The organism is Nonomuraea sp. NPDC050547, from assembly GCF_044457345.1.
Lineage (GTDB): Bacteria > Actinomycetota > Actinomycetes > Streptosporangiales > Streptosporangiaceae > Nonomuraea.
Map to the genome: position 1 here is coordinate 1 of NZ_JBITGW010000034.1, position 7,907 is coordinate 7,907.

Below are 7,907 nucleotides of genomic sequence, written 5' to 3' on the forward strand. Positions count from 1 at the left end.
CGGCCGAAGCCGACAGATCCCGTTGAAGACCCGAAGTCAGTCAGTCGGTGGGTCAGACCTCGGCGGGAGGTGCTCACCTACATCATCTCTGTCAGGCGGTGAAGCCGGGGATCCAGCGTTCGGCCTCCGCGCGGAAGGGGGCGGTGGCCTCCAGCTGGCTCAGCAGGCCGTAGCCGGCGGTCAGCACGCGGAAGCTCATCACGTAGTCGGGCGGCACGTTGAGCGTGCGGAAGATGCTGGTGCCGTCACCCAGCATGTACAGGCCGCGCTCGCGCATCCAGTCGCGGGTGAAGGTGAACGACTCGGCGGCGATCGGCTCGGCGTACGGGCGAACGAAGGAGCCCAGGGCCGCCAGGTCGATCTCGACGCCGTCGCGGATGACGCCCTCCTCGCGGAAGACCCGGGCGACGCCTTCGATGTCGTCGGCGGCGCCGTACCTGAGCATGGGTCCCACGGCGGGCGGGTGGCCGTCGGGATAGGCCTTCACGGCGCCGAAGTCCAGCACCCCGAGGCGCCCGTCGGGGGTGACGCGGAAGTTGCCGGGGTGCGGGTCGCCGTGCAGGTAGCCGCAGCGGACCGGCGAGGAGAAGGAGAAGCGGACCAGGCGCAGCGCGGCGCGGTCGCGGACCTCCTGCGGGCCGTCGGCGATGACCTGGGCGAGCGGGGTGCCGTCGAGCCACTCGGTGACGATCACGTGCTCCGAGGCGGCCACGACAGGCGGGACGGCGATGTCGGGGTCGCCGGCGTACTCGGTGGCGAAGGCGTGCCAGGCCTCGGCCTCCTTGCCGTAGTCGAGCTCCTCGGCCACGCGTTCCTGGAGTTCCTGGACGAAGGAGCGCACGTCGAGGCCGGGCAGCAGGACACCGAAGAGCTTGGCGACCCGGCCGAGCTGCCTGAGGTCGCCGCGCAGGGCCTTGGCGGCGCCGGGGTACTGAACCTTGACGGCCACGGGCCTGCCGTCGGACCACAGGGCCCGGTGCACCTGACCGATGGAGGCACTGGCGGCGGGGACGTCGTCGAAGGCGGCGAAGTGCGCGCGCCAGTCGTCGCCGAAGTCCTCGGCCAGGACCTTGTGCACGGTGGCGGCGGGCATGGGCGGCGCCGAGTCCTGCAGCTTGGTGAGCGCGGCCCGGTAGGGGCCGATGACGGCGGGCGGCAGCGCCGACTCCAGCACCGACAGGAGCTGCCCGATCTTCATGGCGCCGCCCTTGAGCTCGCCGAGCACCTTGAACAGCTGCTCGGCGGTGCGCGTCCGCACCTCGTCCGCGATGAGCTCGGCCGGTCTGCCGAGCGCCCGCTTGCCGAGACCGAGCGCGGTACGGCCCGCGTATCCGAGAGGAAGGGCGGCGAGCTTCGCCGTCCGGGCCACCGCCGACTGCGGAAGATCAGACATGTCCTTATCTTTTGGACTCAATGCCAATAAGGCAACGTGACAGTCGCCACATCGGATGCAACTCTCAATGCATGGAGGAATTGATCACGGCGCTGACCGAGGGAAACAGCGGTCTCATCGCGGTCGTGCCGGAGATCGACGGCCTGGAGGGCGCCGGTGTCACCACCGCCGCCACGAGAGCCTGCGAGGATCCCCGCGTACGCGCCCGCTTCCCCGGCGGCATCGCCTGGCTGACCGTGGGCGCCGACCCCCGCCAGTCGCTCGGCGACCAGTTGCTGGAGCGGGCGCTGGAGGTCAGCGGCGGCGCCGACCCGGCCGACTGGATCGAGGTGCTGCTGACCGCCGACGAGCTGACCGCCGCGCCGGGCGACGGGCTGGTCGTGCTGGACGGCGTGCGCGCGCCGCACGTGTCGATGCTCGCGATGATCGTCGCCCACCGCGCCAGCGTCCTGGTCACCGCGCGCACCGCCCGCGGCCTGCCCGGCAGCGCGACGGTCGTGCGGCTCCCGGTACGGCGCTGGCCGCTCCTCGACCGGCTCGCCGCGGCGCTCAAGACCCGCCCCGCCCGCGAGCCCGACCTGCGCGAGCCCGCCTCCCGCGAGAGCGCGGTCCACGAGCTGCTCGACGCCGGACTGGTGCGGGCCGAGCTGCCCGACAGCGTCGCCCGCCTGCTGGAGCTGGGGGCCTTCGCCACCGACCGCAACATCCCGACCGGCCTGGCCCGCCTGCTGTGGGCGCGTACCGCCGAGCTGAGCCCGATCGAGTCGGACCTCACGCTCGCCGGGCTGAGCGCGCTCGGCCTGCTCACCGAGGCCCCCGACCGTGAGGTGCTGCTCGTGCCCGACGTGGTGCGCGGCTACCTGCGCGCCGCGCTCGGCCCGGACGGGCTGCGCCGCGTCAACCGGGCCCTGGTCGAGGGCATCGACCGGGGCGCCGACGGCGAGGCCTCCCACGAGGACATCGCCTACGTGCTCGCCCGGCTGCCCGGCCACCTGCGGCAGGCCGGCATGAACGTGGCCGAGCTGGTCTGCGACGGCGGGTGGATCGCGACCAAGCTGCAGAGCTACGGCGTGGCCGCCGTCGAACAGGATCTGGAGCTGGCCGCGACGCCGCTGGCGCAGCGGCTGCGCCGTACGCTGGCGCAGAGCGCGCTGGTGCTGGCCAGGACCGAGCACGCCGCGCCCGCCGCGCCCACGGCGGCGGCCACCCTCGCCGGGCGGCTGTTCGCGGTGCCGGCGACCGCGCGGGAGATCGCCGCGCTGCTCGGCGGCTCCGGCTCGCCATGGCTGGAGTGCCTGTGGGCGCCGCCGGACCTGCCGCCGCCCGCGCTGCGCCGGATCATGGGCGCCCGCGGCGAGGAGCGTTACGGCGTGGCGATCAGCCCCCGCGGCGACTGGCTCGTCACGGCCGACGAGATCTGCACGGCGACCATGTGGAACCTGGACGGCACCGTCCGCACCGTGCTGACCGGCCACGAGGACGACGTGACCTGCGTGGCCGTCGCCCCCGACGGCACGTGGCTGGCCACCGGCAGCGACGACGGCACCGTGCGCTTATGGGCCCCGGACGGCACCCAGCGGCAGGTGCTCGAAGGCCACGACGACCCGGTCAGGCACGTGGTGATCGCGCCGGACGGCTCCTGGCTGGCCTCGTGCGCCGAGGACCTCATCGCGTGGGCGCCCGACGGCCGCCTGCTGTGGCGGGCGGCGGCGGCCGAGGACGGGCCGGCGCCCGTGATCACCCCCGACAGCGGCACGCTCGCCTACCGCGAGCACACCTGGACCCGCGACGGCCTGCCCTCGGCCGGCGCGGCTCCCCCGCCCCCCGACCCGCTGGCGGACGTGCGAGCCGCCGAGCACTTCGACCGGCTGGGCGTCACCGGCGTCGCCTTCGCCCCCGATCGCAGCTGGCTGGCCAGCGTCAGCCTGGACGGCAGCATCCGCCTGTGGGACGCCGCCCCGGGCCTGCCCGCGCCGGACGAGCACCTGCGCCGCCGCCCGCTGCGGGCGATCGCCGCCGTGGCCGACGGCAGCGCCCTGGTAACGGCGGGCGGCGCTCCCGGCCTCACGCTCTGGGACGCGGAGGGCAGCGCGCGGCGCACGCTGCACGAGCAGGTCACGTTCACCGCCGTGGCGAGCTCCGAGGACGGCGCCCTGCTCGCCGCCACCGACGACGAGGGCCTGCTGTGGCTGCTGGACCGCCACGGCGAACCCCTCCATCGCGTACGGCTGCGCGGCCCCGCCCGCTCCGTGGCCATGGCGCCGGACGGGTCCTGGCTGGCCACCGCCGCGCGGGACGCGGTGCAGTTCTGGCGCCCCGACGGGCGGCCGGCCGCCGAGACCTCGATGAAGGAACCCGGCCACCTGGCCATGGCGCCGGGCGGCGCGTGGCTGGCGGCGGGCGGCGAGTCCGTGCTGCTGCTCGACCCCTCGGGCCGAAGAATCGCGCCCGTGCTGACCCCGAGCTCCCCGGTGACCGGCCTGGCCGTCGCGCCCGGCGGCGCCTGGGTGGCCGCCTCCTCCACCAACGGCGCCATCCGGCGCTGGGACCGCACCGGCCGGCTGCGCGACGAACTGGAGGAGCAGACCGCGGCTGTGGGGCTGGCGGCGGGGCCGTTCGGGTCCTGGCTGGCCACGGCGACCGAGGACGCGGCCGTGTGGGTGTGGGACGTGCGCGCCGGCCGGTGCGTGGCCGCCATCCACCTCGACGCCGAGCTGACCGGGTGCGCCTGGACACCGGGCGGCACCCGCCTGTACGCGGTGGGCCAGGCGGGCCTGTACGGCTTCCGCCTCCACCTGCCCCGCTAAAGCTCCGGGAGCAGGTGGTCGACCGTGACGCCGTGCCGTTCGGCCAGCCGCCGGGCGATCAGCGAGCGGTGGCAGGCCACGGCGTCGCGCTCGACGCAGAGCAGAGCCACCGTCCCACCACCCGCCGGCACCGAAACGATCGGCGTGAGGTCGGCGCGGTCGAGGATCTCGCCGGTGTAGCGGCGGGTGTACTCGGCGGCGAGTTCGCGGCGCGAGCGCTTGCCGACCCCCTGGCGCTCGTCCTCTGCGTATTGGAGATGGCGCAGTTCGGTGGTCGGCGCGAGCTCACGGTGGTGCTCGTAGCCGATCCGGGCATGGGCGAGGGCCGCCTGCAGCCGCTGGGAGTTCGCCCAGGCGTACTCGGGTCCGCGGACGCCGCGCCGCTGGCGTACGTCGAGCAGCAGGCGGACGTCCGCCTGACGCAGCCGTCGCAGGAAGGAGTCGCCGTCGAAGCCGTAGACGCCGACCGTCACCATTCTGAACACCGGAGAATCACCCGTCTTCCCACTCCTCGTGCCGCCTCCGGCGCTCTGCCGGAGGCGGCGGGCCAGGTCACGCGACGGCGGTCCCCTCAAGCTCGACCATCAGGTCGGGGACCGCCAGCCGGGTCACCCCGAGCATCGTGGTGGACGGCGCCACCCGGGCGGCGCCCAGCCGTCCCGCCAGCACGCCGTAGTGCTGGAAGAGCCGGTCGACGTCGGTGGTGTAGACGTTGAGCCGGACCAGGTTCGCGAGGGACATGCCGGCCTCGCCGAGCACGGCCTCCAGGTTGTCAAGGCTCAGTGCCAGCTGCGCCGCCATGTCATCGGCGTGCTGGGGCTTGCCGTCGGCGCTCATCGCGGTCTGCCCGGAGCAGTACAGGGTCCTGGCATGCCCGGAGACGACCTCGCCCTGGTTGTAGCCCAGCTCCGTCGACCACGCCCACGGGTTGACCGCCGTTCGCTCGATTGCCATATCCGCTCCATTCGCTTCGTTCATCACGTACGCCGATCGGCTCGGTGGCCGTCGTCGTGCTCATCAGCCTCCCGGCAAATCACGACATCCTCTGTCGCGTATTCCTGTTAAGTTTTCGTATGCGCGCCGACCGGTTGGTCTCGCTGGTCCTGCTGCTGCGGCAGCACGGCCGGCTGTCCGCCGCCGCGCTCTCTCGCGAGCTGGAGGTTTCCACCCGCACCGTGCTGCGCGACATCGAGGCGCTGTCCGCGGCCGGGGTCCCCGTCTACGCCGAACGCGGCCGGCACGGGGGTTTCGCGTTGCTGCCCGGTTTCCGTACCGAGCTCACCGGGCTGAACCAGGACGAGGCCCTCGCCCTGCTGGTCGCCGGATCGCGGCGCGGCGCGCAGGCGTTCGGCCTCGGTTCCGCGCTCGCGTCGGCGATGCTCAAGGTGGTCGACGCGCTGCCCGACAGCTACCGGGACACCGCCGCCGGGGCGGCCGAGCGGCTGCTCATCGACCCGGAGACCGACCTCCTCTCACGCCGGCTCGTCGACGAGGAGGTGCCCGACGCCATCGCGGCCGAGGTCCTGCGCGCGGTGTTCGCCGGGCACAAGCTTCGGATCCATTACGCGGCCGCGGGCCAGACCCCGGAGTGGCGCACGGTGGACCCGATCGGCCTGGTCACCGTCCGCGACCGGGGCTACCTGCTGGCCACGAAGTCCGGCGCGGACCGCATGTACCGGCTGTCACGGGTCCTGGCCGCCAAGGAGCTCGACGAGCCCGCGCAGCGACCGGACCGGGTCGACCTCGACCGGGCCTGGCAGGAACGCAGCACCCGGTTCCGTACCGGCGGCGACCAGGTCGCCGTGCAGGTGCGGCTGAACCCGGCACGGCGGGAGGACCTGGTGGGCACCGCGCTGGCCGTCCTGTCCGAGGAGACCGGCGCGGACGGCCGGCTGCTCATGGAGGTGACCTTCCAAGATCGGAGACACGCCGAATGGGCGCTGTGGCAGCTCACCACGAGCGCGGAAGCCCTGTCCCCGCCGTGGTTGCGCGACGCGCTGCGCGAGCGTGCCACCGCGATCGCCACCCGCTACGGGCCGTCAGCCTGAGCGGGCCCGCAGGCGGCGTACCAGAAGGGCCGACAGAGCGGCGGCGCCCAGACCCGCGGCGGCGGCGAGCCCGCGCTGGCGCGCCACCCGGCGCTCCACCTGCGAGTACGGCGTGGTGGAGAAGGAGACCAGCTCATAGCGGGAGACGTAACGGCCCGGCAGTGCCCGCTCCAGCGCGTGCTCAAGCCGCTTGCCCGCCAGGAACGTCTTCGAGCCGACCTTGTCGCGCATCTCCACGAAGTTGTCCAGCGCCAGGCGGGCGATGACGTCGGTGTCCTTCCGGCGGCGTTCGAAGCGGTCCAGGGCGGCCGGGAAGTCGTCGCCGGTCTCGTCCAGGCACCGGTCGAGCTCGACGCAGTCCTCGAAGCCGCAGTTGGCGCCCTGGCCGTAGAACGGGACGATCGCGTGGGCGGCGTCGCCGATCAGGCCCACCGTGGTGTCGCCGAGGCGGGCGTGCCAGGGGGCGCAGCGCATCGTGACCAGATGGCCCACCGGGTTGGCGCGGAAGCCGGCCGCGAGCGCGGGCAGGTGGGCGTCCGGGTAGTGCTCGGCGAAGTAGGCCTCGATCTCGTCCGTTGTGCGCAGGCGGGCGAAGGTCTCGTGCGGCCAGAACAGCGTGCAGGTGAACGACCGGTCCGGGTTCGGCAGCGCGATCATCATCGAGCGGCCGCGCGGCCAGATGTGCAGCGCTCCCGGATCCATCGCGTAGTCGCCGTCGCGCGGCGGGATGGACAGCTCCTTGTAGCCGTAGTCGAGGTAGGACTGGCTGAAGTCCACGCCCGGCAGCGCCTGCAGCTTCGCGCGCACCGCGCTGTGGGCGCCGTCCGCGCCGATCACCACCGCGCCCGGCGGCAGCTCCGCCTCCACGCGGTGGCCGAAGATGACGGTGACGCCGTCGTGTTTCCCGGCCGCGTCGAGGAGCTGGTGGTTGAGGTCGGCGCGGCTGATGGAGTTGATGGCGTGGGCGCCGCCGGCGCTGTAGGGCTGGAAGGTGAGCGAACCGTCCACGGCGTGCATCATCCGGCCCGGCATCGGAATGGCCCGCGCGAGCACCTCCCCGTCCAGCCCGAGGCGGCGAAGCGCGTCGATGCCCCGCTCGGAGATCGCCAGATTGATCGACCGGCCCCGGTCCGCGCTCGCCACGCGCGGGTCCCGGCGGCGCTCGTGGACGGTGACCCGGTGGCCTCGGCTAGCCAGGAAACAGGCGAGCAGACACCCGACCAGCCCGGCACCGACGACGGTAACCTCCATCTTCCCTTGGTACGGCCCGCCACCCCCGATGTCCAGAAGCCCACCACCCCGCCACCCTCGGAGACCCCGCCCCCGGCCTCGAAGCACCCCAGCCCCGCGGGCGCCGGACTTCCAGAACCGGATCCCACGACCGAGCCCCCGGACCGAACCCCAAGGCCCGGACTTCCAGGGCCGCACCCCCAAAGCCCGGACCTCCGGGGCCGGACTTCCGGGGCCGGACTTCCTTGGCCGAGGGCAGGTAGGCGTCGGGACCTTGGGAAGCCGGAGCCTGGCTGCTGGCTGCTGGCTGGAGAGTGGGGCCCGGAGCTGTGACGCTTGGGGGCTTGGGGGCTTGGGGGCTTGGGGGCTTGGGGGCTTGGGGGCTTGGGGGCTTGGGGGCTTGGGGGCTTGGGGGCTTGGGGGCTTGGG

6 protein-coding genes are annotated in these 7,907 nt (G+C 73.7%); 2 read left to right on the forward strand and 4 right to left on the reverse strand.

Annotated elements, in window-relative coordinates; genetic code table 11:
- Window positions 1-91 precede the first annotated feature (91 nt).
- Window positions 92-1,393 (reverse strand): ABC1 kinase family protein, encoded by a 1,302-nt coding sequence (locus tag ACIBHY_RS51960; RefSeq protein ID WP_397310716.1) that lies wholly within the window; start codon window positions 1,391-1,393, stop codon window positions 92-94.
- Window positions 1,394-1,464: 71 nt separating this feature from the next.
- On the opposite strand from ACIBHY_RS51960, the gene ACIBHY_RS51965 reads away from it, so the two are divergent.
- Window positions 1,465-4,200 (forward strand): hypothetical protein, encoded by a 2,736-nt coding sequence (locus ACIBHY_RS51965; protein WP_397310717.1) that lies wholly within the window; start codon window positions 1,465-1,467, stop codon window positions 4,198-4,200.
- Here the strand turns inward: ACIBHY_RS51965 and ACIBHY_RS51970 are convergent.
- Window positions 4,197-4,676 (reverse strand): DUF488 family protein, encoded by a 480-nt coding sequence (locus tag ACIBHY_RS51970; protein WP_397310751.1) that lies wholly within the window; start codon window positions 4,674-4,676, stop codon window positions 4,197-4,199. The genes ACIBHY_RS51965 and ACIBHY_RS51970 overlap by 4 nt on opposite strands.
- A gap of 76 nt (window positions 4,677-4,752) precedes the next feature.
- Window positions 4,753-5,148 (reverse strand): RidA family protein, encoded by a 396-nt coding sequence (locus tag ACIBHY_RS51975; protein ID WP_397310752.1) that lies wholly within the window; start codon window positions 5,146-5,148, stop codon window positions 4,753-4,755.
- A gap of 125 nt (window positions 5,149-5,273) precedes the next feature.
- On the opposite strand from ACIBHY_RS51975, the gene ACIBHY_RS51980 reads away from it, so the two are divergent.
- Window positions 5,274-6,248: a helix-turn-helix transcriptional regulator gene (locus ACIBHY_RS51980; protein WP_397310718.1), complete on the forward strand. Its 975-nt coding sequence runs from the start codon at window positions 5,274-5,276 to the stop codon at window positions 6,246-6,248.
- On the opposite strand, the gene ACIBHY_RS51985 is transcribed toward ACIBHY_RS51980, so the two are convergent.
- Window positions 6,240-7,499, reverse strand: a complete 1,260-nt coding sequence (locus ACIBHY_RS51985; RefSeq protein WP_397310719.1) for an FAD-dependent oxidoreductase — start codon at window positions 7,497-7,499, stop codon at window positions 6,240-6,242. The two genes, ACIBHY_RS51980 and ACIBHY_RS51985, sit on opposite strands and share 9 nt — an antisense overlap.
- Window positions 7,500-7,907: the final 408 nt, after the last annotated feature.

What these genes read in the sequence shown, in the direction of transcription:
- ACIBHY_RS51965 (WP_397310717.1), top strand. Translation starts at nt 1,465, where the DNA reads ATGGAGGAATTGATCACGGCGCTGACCGAGGGAAACAGCGGTCTCATC.
- ACIBHY_RS51960 (WP_397310716.1), bottom strand. Translation starts at nt 1,393, where the DNA reads ATGTCTGATCTTCCGCAGTCGGCGGTGGCCCGGACGGCGAAGCTCGCC.
- ACIBHY_RS51980 (WP_397310718.1), top strand. Translation starts at nt 5,274, where the DNA reads ATGCGCGCCGACCGGTTGGTCTCGCTGGTCCTGCTGCTGCGGCAGCAC.
- ACIBHY_RS51970 (WP_397310751.1), bottom strand. Translation starts at nt 4,676, where the DNA reads ATGGTGACGGTCGGCGTCTACGGCTTCGACGGCGACTCCTTCCTGCGA.
- ACIBHY_RS51985 (WP_397310719.1), bottom strand. Translation starts at nt 7,499, where the DNA reads ATGGAGGTTACCGTCGTCGGTGCCGGGCTGGTCGGGTGTCTGCTCGCC.